The sequence below is a fragment of the Leucobacter chromiireducens subsp. solipictus genome (assembly GCF_016758195.1).
GTDB lineage: Bacteria > Actinomycetota > Actinomycetes > Actinomycetales > Microbacteriaceae > Leucobacter > Leucobacter solipictus.
Map to the genome: position 1 here is coordinate 321,230 of NZ_QYAC01000004.1, position 16,574 is coordinate 337,803.

At 64.1% G+C, this 16,574-nt stretch carries 17 protein-coding genes; 3 read left to right on the top strand and 14 right to left on the bottom strand.

The features are described from left to right. Window positions 1-20 precede the first annotated feature (20 nt). The 3 genes from D3230_RS09385 to D3230_RS09395 form a co-directional block, all read right to left on the bottom strand. Window positions 21-1,745, bottom strand: coding sequence for a ComEC/Rec2 family competence protein (locus tag D3230_RS09385; protein WP_202344872.1), 1,725 nt, complete (start codon window positions 1,743-1,745; stop codon window positions 21-23). A 224-nt stretch (window positions 1,746-1,969) separates the two neighbouring features. Next, a complete protein-coding gene (locus D3230_RS09390; RefSeq protein ID WP_202344761.1) occupies window positions 1,970-2,914 on the bottom strand; it encodes a DNA-3-methyladenine glycosylase family protein in 945 nt (314 codons plus the stop codon). Then, entirely contained in the window at window positions 2,911-3,279 is a 369-nt protein-coding gene (locus D3230_RS09395; protein WP_202344762.1) for a VOC family protein, read from the bottom strand. The genes D3230_RS09390 and D3230_RS09395 overlap by 4 nt, the downstream gene beginning before the upstream one ends. A 62-nt stretch (window positions 3,280-3,341) precedes the next feature. Here D3230_RS09395 and D3230_RS09400 point away from each other — a divergent pair, with 62 nt between their 5' ends. The 3 genes from D3230_RS09400 (at window position 3,342) to D3230_RS09410 (ending at window position 6,286) form a co-directional block, all read left to right on the top strand. Continuing rightward, the gene (locus D3230_RS09400) at window positions 3,342-3,779 is read left to right on the top strand and encodes a MarR family winged helix-turn-helix transcriptional regulator (protein WP_202344763.1); all 438 of its coding nucleotides are present in this window, start codon (window positions 3,342-3,344) and stop codon (window positions 3,777-3,779) included. A gap of 336 nt (window positions 3,780-4,115) precedes the next feature. After that, window positions 4,116-5,645 (top strand): recombinase family protein, encoded by a 1,530-nt coding sequence (locus tag D3230_RS09405; RefSeq protein ID WP_202344764.1) that lies wholly within the window; start codon window positions 4,116-4,118, stop codon window positions 5,643-5,645. Next, a complete protein-coding gene (locus D3230_RS09410; protein ID WP_237467252.1) occupies window positions 5,642-6,286 on the top strand; it encodes a hypothetical protein in 645 nt (214 codons plus the stop codon). Before D3230_RS09405 ends, D3230_RS09410 begins: the two co-directional genes overlap by 4 nt. A 4-nt stretch (window positions 6,287-6,290) precedes the next feature. Here D3230_RS09410 and D3230_RS09415 read toward each other — a convergent pair whose 3' ends face one another. The 11 genes from D3230_RS09415 to D3230_RS09465 form a co-directional block, all read right to left on the bottom strand. After that, window positions 6,291-7,169 carry a hypothetical protein gene (locus tag D3230_RS09415; protein ID WP_202344766.1) on the bottom strand — a complete coding sequence of 293 codons (879 nt, stop codon included), beginning with the start codon at window positions 7,167-7,169 and terminating at the stop codon, window positions 6,291-6,293. A 151-nt stretch (window positions 7,170-7,320) separates the two neighbouring features. Then, the gene (locus D3230_RS09420) at window positions 7,321-7,893 is read right to left on the bottom strand and encodes a hypothetical protein (RefSeq protein ID WP_202344767.1); all 573 of its coding nucleotides are present in this window, start codon (window positions 7,891-7,893) and stop codon (window positions 7,321-7,323) included. After that, window positions 7,863-8,462 carry a hypothetical protein gene (locus D3230_RS09425; protein WP_202344768.1) on the bottom strand — a complete coding sequence of 200 codons (600 nt, stop codon included), beginning with the start codon at window positions 8,460-8,462 and terminating at the stop codon, window positions 7,863-7,865. Before D3230_RS09425 ends, D3230_RS09420 begins: the two co-directional genes overlap by 31 nt. A 101-nt stretch (window positions 8,463-8,563) precedes the next feature. Beyond that, window positions 8,564-8,818: a hypothetical protein gene (locus tag D3230_RS09430; protein ID WP_202344769.1), complete on the bottom strand. Its 255-nt coding sequence runs from the start codon at window positions 8,816-8,818 to the stop codon at window positions 8,564-8,566. Between the two features lie 66 nt (window positions 8,819-8,884). Beyond that, window positions 8,885-10,420: a hypothetical protein gene (locus D3230_RS09435; protein ID WP_202344770.1), complete on the bottom strand. Its 1,536-nt coding sequence runs from the start codon at window positions 10,418-10,420 to the stop codon at window positions 8,885-8,887. A gap of 265 nt (window positions 10,421-10,685) precedes the next feature. Further along, complete coding sequence (locus tag D3230_RS09440) at window positions 10,686-13,160, bottom strand: FtsK/SpoIIIE domain-containing protein (protein WP_202344771.1); 2,475 nt, start codon at window positions 13,158-13,160, stop codon at window positions 10,686-10,688. 67 nt (window positions 13,161-13,227) lie between these two features. Continuing rightward, window positions 13,228-13,503: a thioredoxin domain-containing protein gene (locus D3230_RS09445; RefSeq protein ID WP_202344772.1), complete on the bottom strand. Its 276-nt coding sequence runs from the start codon at window positions 13,501-13,503 to the stop codon at window positions 13,228-13,230. Window positions 13,504-13,595: 92 nt separating this feature from the next. Next, a complete protein-coding gene (locus tag D3230_RS09450; protein ID WP_202344773.1) occupies window positions 13,596-14,288 on the bottom strand; it encodes a hypothetical protein in 693 nt (230 codons plus the stop codon). Between the two features lie 140 nt (window positions 14,289-14,428). Continuing rightward, on the bottom strand, window positions 14,429-15,616 hold the full coding sequence (locus tag D3230_RS09455; protein WP_202344774.1) for a hypothetical protein: 1,188 nt from the start codon (window positions 15,614-15,616) through the stop codon (window positions 14,429-14,431). A 150-nt stretch (window positions 15,617-15,766) separates the two neighbouring features. After that, entirely contained in the window at window positions 15,767-16,174 is a 408-nt protein-coding gene (locus tag D3230_RS09460) for a hypothetical protein (RefSeq protein WP_202344775.1), read from the bottom strand. A gap of 97 nt (window positions 16,175-16,271) precedes the next feature. Then, entirely contained in the window at window positions 16,272-16,574 is a 303-nt protein-coding gene (locus D3230_RS09465; protein ID WP_202344776.1) for a helix-turn-helix domain-containing protein, read from the bottom strand.

Consider the following 16,574-nt stretch of genomic DNA (forward strand, 5'->3'; position numbering starts at 1 on the left):
GCGGGCGCCGCGTCGCCGGGTCAGTCGCCCGCCTCCGCCCGGCTGCCCCAGACGCGCAGCGCCCCGGAGCTCCCGCTGACGGCGATATGGCCCAGCCGATCCGTCCGCGCCGTTGCCGTCCCCGCCGCGGCGAGCTCCGCCAGCGTTTCCCGGGCGGGGTGCCCGTACCGGTTCTCGGCCCCGACGGAGACCAGCCCCAGTTCAGCTCCCACCCGCGCAGCGAGCTCGGGGGCCTGGTCACGCGAGCCGTGATGCGCCACTTTCACGACGTCGGCACGGAGCATGGGTTGCCGCCGCATCAGCTCCGCGTGTTCGGTGGCTCCCGTGTCCCCCAGGAGCAGCACCGAAAGCTCCCCGAGTTCGACATGCAGGACCAGGCTCGACGCGTTGGCGTTCGCGGGCACCACGCCGGACGGCGGACCCAGCACCCGCCAGGTGACGGCCGAGCCAGGCTCCGCGGGGGCGGCAGTCCCCGCGGCAGCGTCCGCGGGCGTGGCTCCGCGCGAAACCGGCTCGGCGACACCGATGTCCACGGGCACGTCCGCGGCCGCGAGCGCCAGGAGCAGCGGGCGCGCATCCTCCGACTCGCGGTGTGCGGGCGCGACGATCGCGCGATCCACGCGCCCGAGGACCGCATCGATCGCGCCGAAGTGGTCCTGATGGTCGTGGCTGATGATGAGTGCTGCGAGCCGATCGACGCCGAAGCGGTCGAGGCATTCCGTCAGCGCGTCCGCGTCGTCACCCGTGTCCACCAGGAACACCGTCTTCGGTTCGGCCGGGTCGCGAAGCAGCAGGGCGTCCCCCTGCCCGACGTCGCAGGCGACCACGCTCCAGTCGCCCGGAGTGGCCGCGCGCACGGCGAGCGGGCTCACGAGGGTGGGGCCGAGCAGCGCCCCGAGTCCCGTCGCGGCGAGCCCCCACCCCCACCGCGCCGCCCGCGGGGTGACCCGCCGTGTCCCGCCCCAGGGTTCTCGGCCCCCGCTCCGGTCCGCCCGGCCGGTACCCACCCACCAGGCCAGCGCGAGCGCCAGCTCCGCGCCGGCGAGGAGCAACGCACCCGCCCACCCGTCCGGCCACGGCAATCGCGCGCCCGGGAGGGCCGCGGTGACCGCCGCGGTCGCCTCGAGCCACCGGGCGGACCAGGACGCCAGCGCCACGAGCAGGAGGCCGAGTTGCGGCAGGAGCGGGAGCAGCACGAGCGCGAGCAGTCCCGTTCCGGTGCCGAACGGCGCGGCCGGGGCCGCGAGCACGTTCGCGAGCACGCCGACAATGGGGAGACCCGGTTGCAGGAGGAGGAGCAGCGGTCCGCAAGCGAGCTGCGCGGCGATCGCGACCGCGACCGGCAGGGCGAGCCACGCAGGGAGGCGGAACCGAGTCACGAGTACCCGCCGAATCGTCGGCACGGCCAGCAGGATGCCGGCGGTCGCGGCGACCGAGAGCGCGAAGCCGGGGTGGAGTGCCTGCCACGGGTCCCGCAGCAGGAGCACCACGATCGCCGACCCGAGCGCTGGCAAGGCGACCGCGCGCTTCCCGCCGTATCCGGAGAGCAGGACCACGGCGGCCATGACTGCCGCACGCTGCACACTCGGGTCCGGGCCGACGACGAAAACGAAGCCCGCGAGCGCCGCACCCTGTCCCAGGATCCGGACCCTCCGGCCGGCCCCAGCCCAGGCAAGGGCCCATCCCACGGCACTCGTCACGAGTGCGCAGTTTGCCCCAGAGACTGATCGCGTGGGAGATGACAGCGCAGATTACTTACGTAGAGCCAAAGTTTGGGGTGCGACGACAACCTGCATTGCTGCTATTGGCGGTTAAGAACCTCAGGCCAGTTTGCACCTACCCATCTCTTTCCCTAGCCGAAAACCAAATGTGCACACTTTTGTAGACAGAAAAGGTACCGCGCTCTGAATTAGAGCCTAGGCGCGATCAGGGCATAAGCGCAGTGAGGCTCAGAATCTCGGGATGCTTGTTAAGGCGTAGCTGCGAAGTGCGGAACTGGAATCTGGCGTGCGGAAATGCCCGTTGCGATCTCGTGCGTTTCGGCTTCTAGCCACTGCCTGATCAACAGAGTGACCCAGCTTCTGAATGGTTGCCACTGTTTTGCGATCTGCTGGTGAACTGCGGCGTTCTCTGTCCTGTAGAGCGCAGCCATAGCCTTTGAGAGTCTTGGCTCGTTAGCCGGAAGCAGATCCGGTGTCCCGGCGCCGCGGATCAGGATGAGCTCAGCGGAGAAGGGCCCGATGCCATAAAGCCGCTGCAGCTCAGCTAGAGCAGCTTCCGGTTCGAGTTGCAGCAGGTGAGCTGAGCTGAGCGCACCATCGAGAGCGGCCTGTGCGACTCCTCTAAGAGTATCGAACTTGCGCAGGGTGAGTCCAGGCATGGCAGGAAGCGCCAGTACGGTGTCGGGTCCTGGGAAGCCATGGAGCACCTGGCCGCCCGGAAACTCCATCCGCGTTCCAAATCGCTCTGAAAGCCGCTGCTTGATGGAGGCAGCATGGGTGATGCGAATTCGTTGCCCAATTACAGACCAGGCGGCCGCCTCCCAAGGGGTGGGGAATTGCACGGGGCGAAGTCCTTCGAATTGCCGTTGCAAATGGCTGACGACTGGGTCGCACTGCCCGATTGCAGTGATGGGATCGTCTACGACATGCAAATTGAGAATCCGTGTGATGTTTTCTCGTATCTGCGATGTGCCTGCTCCTCCTGGGTTAGAAACAATTTGGGCCTGAATCGAATCATCATGTTCCCGGAGATGAACCCCAACAGGCAGCCAGGTGTCGTCAAGCGCAAAGGCGAGATCGAGGGACGCTGAGGCCTCGCTTTGCTGACTCGCTGGAAAATTCATTGCGAACCGGCTGCTGGCCGCCAGGGAGAATCCTGGCGGCCGAGGCAACGTAAGGCTTGGGTTGGTCATGCCTGGTCGTGGACGGTCACTGCGTACCCGTCGAGGTCGGCAAAGGTAAACATGAGCCCAAACGGGCCTCGCTCAGGTGAACGCAGAATCTCTACTCCGTTAGAGGTAAGTGAATCGTGGAGATCCTGTGTTGCGTCGCAGTGTAGCCAGAGGGCGACACCGTTCCCAGGCCGCACCCCTTGATTCAGGTCTGTACCTGGCATTGGTTCCCGTACAGCAAAAGGGATTGGCGAGGTTGCAAAGACCACAGCGCCAGGCCGGTTCATGTCAGTGCGAGTGAGTCCAACCTGCTGCTCATAGAACGCTGCTGCGCGCGCAACGTCTTTCACCTGGAGCGCAATAAATGAGGGGCCAGTGACAGTCATGTGATTTCCTTTCAAGTGAATCTCAGCGTGCTGACACTGTCACTCTATGTCAGAATACTTACATGGCGCAAAATGTCGAACATCTCGAGGCACTGATTGGCTACCGGCTTAAAGAAACCCAATCAGTGCTGCGTTCCCGAATGGATGAAGCACTTCGCCCACTTGGTTTAACGACCCCCCAATATGCATGCCTTGAGCTTCTGGGGCGTTCTCCAGGGGCTTCAAATTCCGAGCTCGCCCGCGGAGCTTTCGTCACCAGACAGACGATGAACACACTCTTGCGTAGCTTGCAGTATCGCAACCTTGTTGAGCGATCGGCTTCTCCAGCCGGAGGGCGCGCACTTCCTACAGCGCTCACCGATGATGGGCAGCAGCTTCTGTCGAGCGCGGCGACGCTAATTGATGCGATAGAAGAGAAAATGGTCGCCGGCCTGAGTGTTCAACAGCGTGAAGACCTTCACGAACTTCTGTCACAGTGCATTACGTCGCTTCGTGAATAATCTGGGATTGGGATTCATCTCAGGCCGGGGTCTAACTGCGCCTAAAGCTCAAAAAGCAGTCAGAGACTAAGGCAACCTAGCCCCCTGGTTCGGCCTGAATGAAACTCCGACATGGTTACCCGTAACGGCGTTAGTACCCGACGAGCGGATGCACTCCAGGTTTGTTGGAGCCCCAAACCTGATCAATATTTCTACAGGCCCGTGTGCAATTGCCCGGGCAACCCTAATTTCGCGGAACCCCGCATTAGACCGAATTCGCACCGGAGACCGATTGCTTCCCAGATGACACCGCGCATTACTTACGCAGAGCCAATTTTGGCCGTCGAAGGGTGAGTAATGCGGAGCGAAGAAAAGCTGGTCTGTCGAGAGTATCTCAGGGTATCCAAGGACCGCTACGGCACCGGTCGGTCGCCGGACGAGCAGCACCACGATAACGTCGAAGCGGTAAAGCGCAACGGCTGGACGATGCACCCGATCCCCTACCGCGACGATGACCGGAGCGCCTCACGGTACGCCAAGAAAAGCCGCGAGGGTTTTGAGCAGCTGATGTCCGACCTTGAGGAGAATACCTTCGGTGCCGACGCGCTCGTGCTCTGGGAATCGTCGCGCGGCAGCCGTCGCGCCGGGGAGTGGGTTGATCTGCTCGACCTGCTGGCCGAGCGCGGCGTGCGCGTTTTGGTCGTCACCCACCAGCGCCTCTACGATCCAAGGAACGCGCGCGACCGCAGGTCGCTCCTCGAAGACGCGGTCGACTCAGAGTACGAGAGCGCGAAGACGAGCGAGCGTCTGCGCCGCAGCGCGAAATCTGCGGCGGAGCGCGGTCAGGTGCATGGGAAGAATCTCTACGGCTACAAGAGAATCTATGACAGCGAAACGCGTCAGCTTCTCCGCATCGAACCGCACCCCGAACAGGCGCCGGTCGTGCGCGAGGTTTTTCGTCGTGCCCTCGCTGGACAGTCATACAACAGCATCGCGAAGTGGCTGAACGAGTCAAAAATCCCGCCCCGCCGCCCGCAGCAGTTCAAAACCCCGCGCACCATCACTGGATGGAGCTCATCCTCAGTGAGTCAATTGTTGAACGCCGAAGCCTACACCGGGGTAAGACTCCACCACGGCCGGGTCGCATCTACCGAGGCGGTCTGGCCTCCCCTCGTCAGCCGCGAGGACTGGGACGCTCTGCAGCAGATCAACGCAAGCAGGGTGAGTTTTGGCAGCCCGAAAGATTCGCGGGCGAAAAGGCTGCTCGTCGGGATCGCCCAGTGCGATGAATGCAGCGCGTGGATGGGTGTTTTCCCGCAGAACCGCGGCTCAAGGAAGCTCGACGCAGCAGGCAACCCCGTCCCCCGCGAGCGCTACTGGTCGTACATCTGCCAGGGGTTGCCTGGAGTCTCGGGTTTCCACGTGGCCATGAAGCAATCTCACCTCGACCACGCAGTCACTGAGCTCATCATCGCCCGTCTGTCGCGCCCCGACTTCCTTGTAGTCGTAGGTCAGCAGGAGGCGGATACACAGGTGGAGCGCGAGATACTCCGGCAGGAGATCGCTGGGCATCAACGCTGGCTCGAAGAGGTGCGAGTGAAGGCCGAGGCGACGCGTGACCTCAGCCTCCTTTTCGATCAGGAGGCACGCGTCCAGCCGAAGATTCGCGCCGCCCAGGAGCGTTTGGAACGTCTCGCAGGACTCGACCAGCAGGTGAGGGATGTCGCCGGTTCCAGCAGCGTGCGGGAGGCGTGGGCGAAGCTCTCGCTGGAAGACCAGCGCCGGATCGTGCGCAGCCTGATGCGGATCCGCGTGAAGCGAGTCCCCGAGGGGATGAAGGGGCATCGGGGAATCAACTTACATCGCATCGAGGTCGTGTGGAAGTGAAACCGCTCATCGAGGTCAACATCGAAGCCTTCGACCGCAGCATCGCTTTCCTCACGCCTCGCGCCCGCGACACCCGCGCGGTACGACATCTCCGTGCCGACTATGCTGCCCTCGCGGTCGGCCTGCACGACGACCTGCACGCGCTGCCACAGATGGAAGCAGCGGCAGGCGGCGGACTGGTAGTGGGCACGCTGCCGGTGGCTCTCGATCCGATGCACATCGTCGAGCCGAACGGGCTGCAGTGGGCGCGGAACATGAGCTACGTGCATCGGCACTACGCTGCGCATCACCGCCTCCCGCTGGTCAGCCCGCACCGCCACATGACCCCAAATCCGGCGGCATGGCTCCTCCATCTTCGACATGAGCAAGACCTCACGCCACGGCAGCGGGAGAACATCGATCGCTACATCCCCTGCTGGCAGCTGGCACCGCGGGAGGTCGAGTGGTGGCGAAACCTCCGACGCGCACGCCGATTCGTCGAGCTACGCCACCGGCTCCCGATAGCTACCGAGAACGACGACGACCGGCCGGTGCTCGGGCCGTGGGTGCGAGCGCATGTGCTCACGGCGAGCCTCGGGACGCACACGCAGGATCAGTGGGAAGCGGCGCAGCATGTGTTGTGGCGGACGGGGCGGCTATGAGACGTTAGTAAGGAAAGTCGTCAACGACCAACCCAGGCTGGTCGGGCAAACTGCCCGTATTGATGACCTGGAAGACACTGCCGAACTGCTTTTCTATGGTGTCAATAAGAGGGAAGATCTCAATCTCCCTACCCCCTAGCTCAACTGCGAGCTTAAGAGGAAGAGGCATATGCGACTCCGCCCAGGCAATAGGTGAGCCAGTATTGATCCTAAAGACCGGCTGCCCCTTCCGAACCGGTGAACCGTCAGTTAACCATTCCTCAGCAGGCCGAGACTCATGGACGGTATTGGTGTAGCCCTCCTCTAGCCGGAAACTCGTGTATGTCGTGGCCCCTTGGCGTACTAAGACGCTGGCTTTCACCTGTCCCTTGTGCTTGTCTGCGATGTCGAGGCGGTGCAACGATACAAGCACGCCTTGCTCAACCGGCTCAGCATGAAATGGCTGAACAGCAAACAGTCGCCTAAGGATGTAGTGCGGCACAGATGCTAACGGCCCCTTTGCCTGCTTTTCCCATTGAGTCTTAGACGTGCAGATTGGGAAGTAGATGCGCGCTTCATCTTGTGGACGCGGTCGCTTCCCATCGAGATGTGCCATCTCCCATGCGAGCGCATCAAGTGCAGCTCGATAATTGTGAATCACGTCGGCAAACAGAAGAGACCACTCGTGGATCGGCTTTGGTGCTGCCTCACGGACTGAGAACGTAGCAGAGAGCTTGTCCTCTGAGATATCGACATCGAGCCCAGCCCGTGAACTTGCCGATTGCAGACTCACCGAGTGAAGTAGCTCGCTAGCCAATTGTCGAGCCCGCGCCCATTTCATGTTCGGCCAGAGTGAGTAGTCTTCGCCAGGCCGCAAGATTCTAGGTGCGGTGGTCTCAGTCATGTCTGCCCTCAGTAGTTCGAATGAATTCAACTATCCGAATCCTACGAGATAAGTCGGGGCAACGTGACTCTGCAGAAGCCCGAAGTACGCCCCGCCTATTCCGGCCAGCTCGAGTAGCACCGGGCGCAGCGCATTCAAGCGGTTGTGAGCGCTACTCCTCCGGCCACTCGTAGCCGGGCTGCAAGTAAGGCCGGCGGAGCTCATATCCCTCGGGAATCCAGCCTCGCCGAAGCCAATTGAACGCTAGGGAGTAAGCCTGCTCCCGACTGAGGATCTCGTCCGCGAGGCAGATCGTGGGCTGCGGCAAGCCCTCACGGACATAAGTGACCGGGAAGTGCCGGTACTCCGGGCTGTGCTCACCCCCACGCGCGACCATCCAGGAGTACTGGTGATCGCTGAGCTCGACGATGAGCTCGTCAGTCTCTGCGATACCGCAGATCATAGCGTCTCGGAATCCCGGTTGATCGCCCCAAGGCCGGTTACGAATCCGACTGTACGGCCAGCGATCCTGCCACCCGTCGGGCGACGCGATCAGCGCGCGCAACTGGGTACGACTATCGAGCGGGAGCTCTTCGGTCGTCCCAGCATCCTCGTCAACTAGATGGGCCGCGACCCAGAACCAGCCGAGGGAGCGGCCCTGTGTCCGCGCGGGCTCAGGTGCCGGCTTGGGGATGGGTGCGATCAGCGAGGCAATCAGCTCTGGGTCAATTTCTGGAAGCTCCATGCGTTGAACAATGCGCGGTCTGCCTTCAACTCCTGCGGACGCCAGTCTGCGCCTCCCGTGATCTCGGAGAGGTACTCGAACGCCGCGTCGCGGTAGGCGGTTGGGCACTGCCCAGAGAGATAGTAGACCTCGGTGCCCGGCGGTAAGGCGGCCTGCGTCGAGCAGTCCGCGATGGCTTCCAGGGCGAGCCACTGATCGCGAAGTCCGCTGTCCAAAAGCGGCCCCGCCCAGCCGCGGTCAGCCTCGGTGATCTCGAATACATCGCGCGGCGGGGTGCCGCCATCCCAAAAAATCGCGGAATGCGTGAGCTCATGCACGCTGAGAGCGAGAAGTCGCCTCCGTTCACCGAATCTCACCGATGCCACAAACTCACGATCCAGCCGAACAACGTCGGGCCGATCCACAGCCACGAAGCCGGCGAGGCGCTGGTGCGAGCCGTTCGGGAGCTCCCGCCCAGCGGAGAGATCGGTGATTTCGAGCGTCGCCCGATCACCGAAGGGCAGGCTCGGCCACAGATCGGTAAGCCATGTCTCTGGATCCCACTGAACAGTCTGCTGCGTGGCCTGCACTGACGCAGCGTCTACCGGCCCCGCCTGCGCGGGCGCACCAGCGCCGAGCACAATCGCGGCGAGCGCAGCAGCGGCCAACGCCGCACGTACAGTCCGGCGCTTCACTGCGCACCTCCGAGCCGTTGCACGGTCGCACTATGCTCACGAACCAGCGCAGCGACCTCCCGCTCCGCCTCGCCCAGCGCATCAGCAAGCGCAGAGTACCCCGCAGCGAGCGATGGGTTCCCGGCCGTTAATGCAGCTGCCGCGCACAGGGTCGCCTCCGCACCGCGCAGCCCGAACTCCTCGCGGAGATCGATTACAGTGCTGAGCGCCGCCTGCGCGAGGTCGACCTGGGTGTCGGCAAATTCTGTCATGTCTCTACTCCTATGTGAGGTATGAAGTCCTGTGCGGGGCGAGTTCTCCCCCGCCCGCTGGTTCGGCTACTCGGCTTCGACCGGCTCGGCCTCGGCGGGCGCTTCGTCTGGCTCGCTGTCCGGCGTATCGGCCTGCTCCGCGTCGGTATCGGTGCTCTCCGGCGGGCGCTTCACGGTGAGAGCGAGTCCTGCGTAGGCGGCGATGGAGCCGAGCACGGCGACGACGTAGGCAGGCCAGGCGAGACCCGCGAGTGCTGAAGCACCGAGGGTCAGCGCGGCGGTCAGAGCACCTGCGCCGATGGCAACCGGCGAACGAAGGCCTGCGACAAGAGCCTCCTGCGACTCGTGGGCATGCCCCCCGCGGAGACGAGCGGCGTAGACGTATAGTGTGGCGACGCTGAACAGGGCGACAGCGCTGGCGAGGATCGGTTGCCAGACCCAGACGAATGGGGCGGTCGAGACGGCCGCAATCGATAGGGCGAGCGACGCTGGTGCAGCGACGAACGCGATGGCGGTGCGAGCGATACCGGCGGGCGTAGTCAGCGCAAGACCTCGGGCTCTGCGAACGGTGAGGCTGAGGATGGCGAGCACGGCGGCGATGCCGGAGAGGATTGTCGAGGTGACCATAGCGCCGAAAGTGAGCGCCTTGCTGGATGCCTTTTTCTCGGCGACCTTGTCTCTCGCGGTCGAGGTAAGATCAGAAGCTTTCTCCTTCGTTGAATCCCAGGCTGATCCAGCTTTCTCCTTAACCTTGGCCCAGGCCGCACCGGCTTTCTCGGTATCTATCGGCTGCGCATCGCTCGGTGCGCGGAGCCACTCGCCGTCGCTCGTCAACGCCCAACCGGCGACGGCACGAGTCGTCTCGAACGTCTCGCCGGCATCGACATGGCGCTCTGGGCTAGCATCCGTCGGATCAGCGTAAAGCGTGTATCCGGCGCCGTCGATTTCGATCTCTGCGAACCGGTCGTCGACGGTTGGGAGCGGAACCAAAAATTCAGACGCCATCCATGCCACGACACCCCGGTGCTCGATCGGCTGCCAGGAGACCGTGCCTGCGAGCGCGGACTGCCCGACGGTTCCGAGGTCGAGATCGCCGGTGGAGCGGTAGACCGTCCCCTCAGCCATGCCAGTCTCCAGTGGGCCATCCGAGAATGGACCTGAGGCAGCAGGGAGAGCGAAAATCCCGCTTGAAGCACCGCCGAGCTTCCCGACCCAGTTCTCGGGCATCTCCTCCGAGGTCGGGATCGCAAAGAACGCGTCGAGCTGCTCGAGCGTGACCGAGGGGTAGGCAGCCACCTGGAAGTCTTCGATCAACCCCCGCTTCCCCTTGTATTCGACCTCGAAGCTCGGCTGCGCGGTATTAACTACTGGCGGTGCGGTCGCTTCCCCGGTGACAGCGCAGACCGGGGCCGTTAGCGATCCGAGCGGGGTGCGGCCGTCCATGTCGTAGACGGTCAGGCCGGTCGAGACCGGTGCGACGATCCGGCCGGACTCGCAGTCGAGATCGGTGGCATGTGCGGTCGCCGGTACGGCGAGAAGAGCTGCGCCAGCAATAACGGCGGTGGCGAGTGCCGCGCTGAGGCGGCGGGTTGGCTTGTTCATAGGTTCCTCCTGTGGGCGAGGGTCGTGCGGCTACTGGGGTGGACGTGGGTGTAGGCGGCGACGGGCGAGCACGGTAGATCGTGGCTCGCCAGGCGCGGTGCGGACAAACTCAAAGTCGGGGTCGTCGCGTCGCCCGGATAGCGAGCGCCACGCACGAACTCGGGCCGTGCCAATATGAATGCCCTCAGCTCGCGCGTACTCGGTCAGGGGCATCCAGTCGGCGAACGGCGAGGCGGGTGGGGTGTGGCGGGTCATATCTGGGCTCCTATCCGAAGAGGTCATCAAAATTTGGTTTTGCGCGGTTGCTTGTAATTACTGGCGGCTGCTCTAGCTGAGGTGCCTGTGCCGGGGTGTCGTAGGTGGTGGGCGCGGGCTCCACGGCATGCACCGGTGGCAGCTCGTCGGGCGACGCGGTGGTGAAATCTCCAAGATCAAGATCGCCAAAATCGATCTCACCCAGGTCGATCTCCTCCTCCGCGGCCTCGATGATCTGACCGAACTGCGGGCGCCCGGCAGCACTCTCGCGAGCCACCAGCTGTTCAACCGATAACAGCGGGGTACCGTGTGGAACACCTCGCTGCTCGAGCAGTTCCACGACCTCTCGCATCGGGGCGTACGCGACGCGGACACCGGCTACTCCCCCGCCATCGCCCGCTATAACCCCGAGACCGCGGGACTGCCCGTCATCGAGCGCGCGGAGAGCGTCGTAAGCCTCCTGCGCGGAGTCGCCCGGGAAGACCATCCTGATCGCGTCGAGCGTGGGCGGGCTGCCGGGCTTCGCGAGCTGGGCGGTCGATGTGAGATTCGAGCGTAGCTCTCCGCCGAGAATCGAGGCGTCGGGGCGCTGGGTAGCGAGGTCAAGGAAGATGCCGACGAAGCGCAACTCGCGGGCAATCTTGCCGATGTAGAGCTTGAGGAGCGCTTTCTGCCCAGCGAGTTCTTCGAGTTCGAGGCGCTCGGGATCATCCTTGGCCAGTGATCTCGGGATTTCTGGCTCGACTAGCAGCGAGCCAACCTCGTCGATGACTACGGTGAGCGGCGTGACACCCTCTCGCTCCCGCACATCGGACGGCAGGTCGGACCACTTCACCTCACCGTGCGTGAGCAGCAATTGCTTGCGGCGTTGGCCTTCTGCGTAGGCGGCTTTAATTAGCTCGACCGAGTCTCCAAAGGTTCGGGCGAAGCCGCTGGTATACGGCTCGAACGGCGCGAAATCGACGCCGCCCTTGGTCGGGTCGATGACGGCGATGCGGTGCCCGCGAACGAGGCGCTGAGCGAGCTCGGCGACGAGCGCAACGGTCTTTCCCGAGCCTGTCGGTCCCACGGTTAGCGCGTGCGGTCCGAGCGAAAGGTCAAAGCCCGCATTCTGGCCGGTCTCGCCGTGACCCACCGGGATCGTTGCCCAATCATCCGGTGCGAGCGCGGCGGGAAGCATGTCGGCAAGCGGCACCAGCCCGGGGAGCCGACGCGGCTCACCCCGGGTAAGCGTGATCGTGCCGCCGGTGTCCTCCTCCACGCCCCAGCCGTTATTCCCGCCGGGCAGCGAGAGGGCAACATCAGCCCAGAACGTGAGCCGGTCGGCGAGGCTGATTCCGCCGAGACCCGGCGGAAGCTTCCGGAGCACGATCTGGTCGATGCGTCCGTCAGCCGACGTAACGTCGGCGGCGAGTTCCCATGCGTAACGAATTTTCAAGACCTGAGCGAGACGCTGCCGTACCTGCTGTTCGTCTTGCGAGAGGACGCGAGCGACTGCCCGCGATTCGTACGGTTCCCACTCGACGAGCGCGCTCTCGGCACCGAGTATGGTGCGCGCGTAAGCTTGAACGCGCTCCGCCTGTGAAGGCGCGGTACCGGCGGCGAGCGTCATCGAGAGCACATCACCGTCGCGGCTCTGCCCGATAACGAGGCCATCCGATGCCGCGATCTGCGCGCGGCGGTCAGCCGTCTCAAGCGAGGCCTCCTGGATAACAAGGTCGCGCCCGTCCAGCACGATCTCGTAGAGGGGCATGATTGCGGCCACCGCCGCATCGACGCCCGCGGGATCACTAGCAAGCCGGGCCCTCGCAATCATGGGCGAGGGAGACAGACTCCACGAGCCAGCCTTGAATTTCAGTGACTCTGCGACCTCGGCATCTGAAACACCGCACGCCACGCGCAACATGGCAGCAGCTTCGGACGCGCGTGCTCGCCCGCGCCCAGCATGGCGAGCGGAGATCAGGAGAGCGACCCAGTACAGCACGCCTCCAATAGCGATCGCTGCTACAGGCATCCACCATGTAAGCGGAACGCCGATCTGCGCGAGCAGGTTACGGGTCGCCGGGATAACCGGGAGTAGGGCGATAGTGAAGGCGAGCAGCGTCGGGACCAAGAGTGCCGGGATCTGCCAGAAGGCTGGAATAGTAAGGCGGGTGGTCACGGCCGCCTGGTCGAGGTAGCGGAGGCGCCGGCCGATGAGGACGACGGCGACGAAGGTTAGGGCGATGGTGAAGATCTGCGGTGCTCCGAAGTAGCTGGCCACACTCGGAAGGAAAGCCCAGAGCGCGGCGCCTGCGATCTGGCGTGCCTCCTGGGCAGAACTCCGCGGCCGATGGCCCGAGACCTTCTCGTAGCGGGGTGAATCGGCCAGGACGGTGACTACGCCTGCCAGGAGGTAGGCAGCCCAGCGGATCGGTGTGAACAACGTGTTGAAGATCGCGCGCAGGGCGGATCGCTTGGCCTGAGCTACGGCCATGTCGCGCATTGATACTCCCACGGACTCTCCTCCTCCTTCGTTATCTACTGCTACACATACGGGTCATTTGATGGCGCTACGCCGCTAGTGCCCGCTCGCTTACCAGCGCATCGATAAGGTCAGGCCTGTAGCCACCCCACGCCTGCTGTAAAGCTCCGGCTCCGTCGCGCACGAGCACGAGCGGCGCCTGGATCGCGGCCCCGAGCGCCGCAGCCTGCTCGCGCAGTTCGTCGGACAGCTCGTCGGCGGGGCGAGCGTCGTAGGCGAGGTCGAGTGAAGCGAGGTACCTCTCGGTGAGGCGGCACTGCATGCATGATGTGCCGGCGATGAAGACGGTGATTTGGTGGGGCATGAGCGGGGCTCCTTATATAGAGGTGTGGGAGGTGGAGCCAGGGCGACGGGCGGACACGACTACGCCCGTCGCCCTGGCGGTCTTTGAACGAGTTAGCGGGCGACCACCAGCTCAGTGGTGCTCGACGGAGCGAAAGGAAGCGGCTGCATCGCGCCACTCGAGAGGCCAACGCTCGGATGAGCAACGCCGCCTCCGATAGCTGGGCTGACGGTCAGCTCCCCCCGGCTGTCGGTTACGACCTCGCGGACCTCCCGTGCCTGTGCCAGCATCTCTTTCTTTTCGACAGAGAGCGCCTGCGATGCCGCGCGGGACTCGGCCGCGAGCGGCGTACCGTCGTAGCACTTCTGGATCTCACGCATCTCCGCACTCTGAGCAGGCATCGTGGCGAGCCACTGCTGTGCAGAGCCGGTACCTGCGAGGTAGCGCTGGTATGCCTGGTCGTAGGCACGCTGCGCGGGGCGGTCCTGCGCGGTGAAGTAGGCGGCATCAGCGGCCTGCGCGCGGTCGTAGCGGGCCTTCGCCTGCTCGTAACTCGCGCTTTCGGTGTTCGACGCGAAATCCGAGCCGCCCGGAAGCAGCTCGGGCCACGCAGCGTCAACGAGAACGGTCTCGCCGGCCGCCGGTGCACCCGCCTCGGTGACGGTGATTGAGGCTTCGGTGGTCTGTGCGCCGGTGTCGGCGGCATGGGCGGTGGTCGGGATGAGAAGCGCGCCGAGAACGGCGGCTGAGGCGATACCTGCGGCGGCGAACCACTGCTTGATCTGGGGTTTGGTCTGGGTGGACATGTAGACTCCTAGTCTCTCTGGGATATGGGCGGGTGAGGCCGGGACTCCGGTTGTGGGACTTGAGATCCCGGCCTCGTAGGACCGCGGTGCTGGCCGAAAGTGGGTACCCCTACCCGTTGATTCCAGCTCCGCGGTACTTCTTAGGCGCTCCGGCGATGGATGCGGCGCAGCAGCGGACCGCTCGCGAGAACCCCGCCCGCGGCAGCGAGGATCGCGCCGAAAGTCAGCGGGGTGGTGAGATCGGTGCTGCCGGTCTGGATCAGCGGCGTCGGTGGCTCGACTGGCTCCTCAGGGTCTTCAGGCGTGTTCACGACCGTCACCGTCCAGCTACCGTCGTCGAGTTGCTCGGCTGTGTGTGGCGTCTCATCGAGCTGGAACCCGGCCGGGGCCTCAATCTCGGTTACGACGGGGGCGGTGATGTGAGCGAGGTCCTGGGCTCCAGTCGCCCCATCGGTGCATGAGGCGTAGCCGACAATCTCGACAGTCGCCTGTCCGCTTTCGTCGGTGGTCACAGTGCTATCGGTCACCTGCTCGTACGCGTCAATCATGATCGTCTCCGTCGCGCGAGCGGCGGTGATGGCTTCCTGATCCGCCGCGTCGTACTCGGCTGCTGCCTCCTCGGCTGCTGCGGTCGCAGCGGTCAGGGCCGTACGCGCGTCGGCGATCTCGTCAGCACTCGGCCCGGCGGCGATCAACGCATCGATCTCGGCGCGGATCTCGACGAGCACGGCCTCCGCGTCGGCGACAGCCTGAGTAGCGGCGTCGACCGCTGCCTGGGCCGCTGCGATCTCGCCGGCGTCACCCCACTCGGCGGCGGTGAGGTGTTCCATTGCAGTGGCGAGGACGTCCTGCGCGTCGCCGAGCTCGGTGTTTTGCGCATTCTCCTGCTCGTAGAGCGCAGCGAGCTCGGGTGACTGCGCACCTGCCTGGTCGAGCAGATCAGTGAGCGACTCCTGTGCAGCGGTCTGCGCGGCCTGGGCGGCGTGGAGGGCCGTACGGGCATCGTCAGCAGCTTGGCGCGCCTCATCGGAAGCAGCAGAGGCGACGGCGTAGTCGGTGTGGAGGGGGTTCTGATCGAAGCTCTTGCTCAGCGGGCTGTTGACCTGCCAGTGCTGGGCGTCAACCTGGAAGGTAGCATCAGCGAGAGGCATGCCATCCGGATCAGTCTTCTCGATGATGAGCGTCGTCGGGGCTGCGGTGCAGCCGCCAGCAGCGGCCTGCGCGGGGGCGGGCTGGGCGATGAGCGGGATGGTGATGGCAGTCGCTGCGACTGCGAGAGTCGCGAGGCCGAAAGCGGTACGGCGGGCGGGGGTGGTAGTGATTGACACGATGCGTGTCCCCTCTCAGGATCAGTGCCTGCAAGCCGCTTATCCGTCTGAGGTATGGTGTGAAGTTCTTGAGCCTGCCTAGCCGTCGTATTAGGGTTGTTACCCCGGGGCGCCGCGGCTTGCAGGCTTTGTGGAGCGCCCCGGGGAGTTTTAGTACTTCGCTTCGTACTTCTTTCGGAGCGCGTTAATGCGCTTCTTGAGCTGCGCACGCTTCTCGCGGCAGCGCTCGCTTGACTTCTGGCCGGGGATGTCGATCCCCACGAAAACCGCAGCGGTTGGGATCAGGTCGATGATCTCCGCGTCACTGACGCGAGATTCGCACTCGCCGAGCTGGAAACGGATCGTGCGCTCGCTATCAAGCAGAACCCGCTGCGCAATCGACATATGCTGGCGCTCATCGAGGTATGAGCTTCGCGAGTTCCGCGATGCGGCGATAATCGCGTGCGCGTCTGGGCCATGGACACCCACTACGCGACCTAGGTCGATGACATCGGCGTCAGTCGGATCGATGCCACTGAAATGGCGGACAGCTTTGCTGCTTGTGAGGGTGATAGTCATGGTGTCGTGTCCTATCTTTACACCTTGTTGCTTATGATTACATAATAACACGCACGTGCTTGACTTGCTAACTGTAAGTGAATGAACTTTGAGGTATTTACGCCACTTCCTTAGACTCACAGCTAGGACCCAGCTGTGCCGCAAAACCCGCGAGAGCAATGGTGTCGCCGCGGCGCACCGCATCGAGGTACGCGGCTGGCACGTAGAGCTTCTGCCGCCCAATTCGAATTGCCGGGACCTCCCCCTCGCTGACGAGATTCCAAAGAGCTCGCTTCGACATGCCGAGTAGCTCGGCGGCTTCTGCTAGATCGTAGGCGGCTCGCTCCCCCGTATCTTCGAGGGAATGCTCGCTAAGCAGGACTTCAGCGAGCTTTGGGTTGAGGTGTGCGTAACTGGACAT

What these genes read in the sequence shown, in the direction of transcription:
- D3230_RS09390 (WP_202344761.1), bottom strand. Translation starts at nt 2,914, where the DNA reads ATGACCAACCCAAGCCTTACGTTGCCTCGGCCGCCAGGATTCTCCCTG.
- D3230_RS09395 (WP_202344762.1), bottom strand. Translation starts at nt 3,279, where the DNA reads ATGACTGTCACTGGCCCCTCATTTATTGCGCTCCAGGTGAAAGACGTT.
- D3230_RS09400 (WP_202344763.1), top strand. Translation starts at nt 3,342, where the DNA reads ATGGCGCAAAATGTCGAACATCTCGAGGCACTGATTGGCTACCGGCTT.
- D3230_RS09405 (WP_202344764.1), top strand. Translation starts at nt 4,116, where the DNA reads ATGCGGAGCGAAGAAAAGCTGGTCTGTCGAGAGTATCTCAGGGTATCC.
- D3230_RS09415 (WP_202344766.1), bottom strand. Translation starts at nt 7,169, where the DNA reads ATGACTGAGACCACCGCACCTAGAATCTTGCGGCCTGGCGAAGACTAC.
- D3230_RS09420 (WP_202344767.1), bottom strand. Translation starts at nt 7,893, where the DNA reads ATGGAGCTTCCAGAAATTGACCCAGAGCTGATTGCCTCGCTGATCGCA.
- D3230_RS09430 (WP_202344769.1), bottom strand. Translation starts at nt 8,818, where the DNA reads ATGACAGAATTTGCCGACACCCAGGTCGACCTCGCGCAGGCGGCGCTC.
- D3230_RS09435 (WP_202344770.1), bottom strand. Translation starts at nt 10,420, where the DNA reads ATGAACAAGCCAACCCGCCGCCTCAGCGCGGCACTCGCCACCGCCGTT.
- D3230_RS09440 (WP_202344771.1), bottom strand. Translation starts at nt 13,160, where the DNA reads ATGCGCGACATGGCCGTAGCTCAGGCCAAGCGATCCGCCCTGCGCGCG.
- D3230_RS09445 (WP_202344772.1), bottom strand. Translation starts at nt 13,503, where the DNA reads ATGCCCCACCAAATCACCGTCTTCATCGCCGGCACATCATGCATGCAG.
- D3230_RS09450 (WP_202344773.1), bottom strand. Translation starts at nt 14,288, where the DNA reads ATGTCCACCCAGACCAAACCCCAGATCAAGCAGTGGTTCGCCGCCGCA.
- D3230_RS09460 (WP_202344775.1), bottom strand. Translation starts at nt 16,174, where the DNA reads ATGACTATCACCCTCACAAGCAGCAAAGCTGTCCGCCATTTCAGTGGC.
- D3230_RS09465 (WP_202344776.1), bottom strand. Translation starts at nt 16,574, where the DNA reads ATGTCCAGTTACGCACACCTCAACCCAAAGCTCGCTGAAGTCCTGCTT.